The following is a 1,629-nucleotide window of genomic DNA, read 5'->3' as shown; positions in this document are numbered from 1 at the left end:
TGAACGCGATCAAGGAACGGCTGGCGGCGGGCATGTCGGCAGATGAGATCGCTAAGGACCTGGGGATCGGAAGATCGACTGTGTATCGCTTCAAAAACCGTTCGGGCGCGCGCCTGGGTGATCGGGCTGCATACAAAACCATCGCAACGAAGGTCACAGATCGTGAGCTGTTGCACCTCGACCGGCTTGTGAAGCAGGGCCTTGCACCAACACGGTCAGCCGTGTTGCGGAAAATGGTGCGCGCGATGGCTGGATTTTACGATCCCTCGCAGGAGGAAAGGGCGTTTCTTGAGAAGGCCGAGCGGGATTTTTCAGGGCTGACGACGAACTTCAATCAAATCGCGATGGCGTTGAACACGTCGGTCAAGAAGGTGGGTCACGCAAGCCCAACCCCGGAACAGATCGAACGTGTCCGTGAGGCAAATGACGAGGTTATGAAAATCCGGTACGTCATCGGCATGATGCTGCATAACATGCAGACGAAGACGCAAGGCCTGACAGACCGACTGGCCGCAGATCCTTATCTTGACGACGACGAATGATTTCAGCCGTTCTGAGAGGCTGTTTTAGTTGCAGGATATGCGTAATGTTTACCAAAAGTGGGACTTTTGGTAATTACTGTGTTTTTGAAGTCTTTGAAGATGGCTTGCAGGGGCTTTGGTTGCCAACCGGCTAAAGCCATGCGGCGTCAGGACGGGGTGTTACAAAACCGCCCACAGGATTAGCGCCGCCAGAGCGGTCAGTCCGATGTTGGACAGGACCATAGCAAGCCGAATATCCCAGACCGTTCCTGCGGTCTTCTCAAGGCGTGCCAGCCGATCTGCTATCCGGTCGAGGGACGTGATGATGCGGTCATTCTGTTTCATGGAGACTCCTCGTCCCAGAGTTCGTCTGTGAAGGCTTTCATGTCAAAATCGGGATCGACCGGGCCGAGTGCAGCGACACGGGACTGCAAGAGCTTGATCCTGTCAGCGCGTTCATCAATGTCGGTGTTACCCACTTCACTGCGGGGGGCGTTTGGCGTTTCAGGCACGGTCATCCTGCCAGCCCCAGAACCAGCGCCAGCGATCTGTTCACGCTGACCATGGAGGCGTCATCGAGGTGGCCGAAAGCCACTCCAATCTTGTCGGCCTTCACCGTCATGGGCTTGTCGAGCATGATCTGTGATGCCTTGCGCAATCCATTGTCCGGGGTTGGCTCCACTGTGGGCCGCAACAACGGCGCATCGACTAGCGTGGACGTGATGGGCAAAACTACCACCGACCCCAGATCGGCAAACTGGTCAGCCTGAATGACAAGCGCAGGCCGTGGTTTTCCGTAGTCGCCCTGCAAGGCGATCGTCACCAGATCACCGCGCCTCACTTCCACTCGTCCAGGTCAGCAACAGCAGCGTCCATGAAATCCGACAGATCCGTGTCGAGCTGGTCTGCCTGCGCCACCAGAGTCGCCTGACGGCGGCATTCCGCGGCAAAGCCAGGGCGGCGGGTGTCTGGCACCCAGATTTGCAGAGGGCGTAGCCCTGCGGCCCGCAGGTTATCGCGGCGCTTCTGAACACGTTCTGAGACTGGTGTCGGCATGGGACTCTCCTTTCGTTACATGTAACAATTGGAGGGGGCGGTTTCAAGTCTG

The 1,629-nt window shown here is 57.3% G+C and carries 5 protein-coding genes; 1 reads left to right on the top strand and 4 read right to left on the bottom strand.

What is annotated here, in order from left to right:
* A partial coding sequence (locus GGR95_RS18785; protein ID WP_184568395.1) for a helix-turn-helix domain-containing protein occupies nucleotides 1-542 on the top strand: 542 nt, incomplete at its 5' end.
* A 159-nt stretch (nucleotides 543-701) separates the two neighbouring features.
* Here GGR95_RS18785 and GGR95_RS18780 read toward each other — a convergent pair.
* The 4 genes from GGR95_RS18780 to GGR95_RS18765 are packed head-to-tail and all read right to left on the bottom strand — an operon-like array spanning nucleotide 702 to nucleotide 1,577.
* Nucleotides 702-866, bottom strand: a complete 165-nt coding sequence (locus tag GGR95_RS18780; RefSeq protein ID WP_184568394.1) for a hypothetical protein — start codon at nucleotides 864-866, stop codon at nucleotides 702-704.
* Nucleotides 863-1,039: a hypothetical protein gene (locus tag GGR95_RS18775; RefSeq protein WP_184568393.1), complete on the bottom strand. Its 177-nt coding sequence runs from the start codon at nucleotides 1,037-1,039 to the stop codon at nucleotides 863-865. Before GGR95_RS18775 ends, GGR95_RS18780 begins: the two co-directional genes overlap by 4 nt.
* The gene (locus GGR95_RS18770; protein WP_184568392.1) at nucleotides 1,036-1,362 is read right to left on the bottom strand and encodes a type II toxin-antitoxin system PemK/MazF family toxin; all 327 of its coding nucleotides are present in this window, start codon (nucleotides 1,360-1,362) and stop codon (nucleotides 1,036-1,038) included. Before GGR95_RS18770 ends, GGR95_RS18775 begins: the two co-directional genes overlap by 4 nt.
* A complete protein-coding gene (locus GGR95_RS18765; protein WP_184568391.1) occupies nucleotides 1,359-1,577 on the bottom strand; it encodes an antitoxin MazE family protein in 219 nt (72 codons plus the stop codon). Before GGR95_RS18765 ends, GGR95_RS18770 begins: the two co-directional genes overlap by 4 nt.
* Between the last annotated feature and the right edge of the window lie 52 nt (nucleotides 1,578-1,629).

Source organism: Sulfitobacter undariae (assembly GCF_014196805.1).
In the GTDB taxonomy this organism is placed as follows: Bacteria; Pseudomonadota; Alphaproteobacteria; order Rhodobacterales; family Rhodobacteraceae; genus Sulfitobacter; species Sulfitobacter undariae.
The sequence above is the reverse complement of the archived record's forward strand: the minus strand, read 5'-3'. Positions and strand labels throughout refer to the sequence as shown.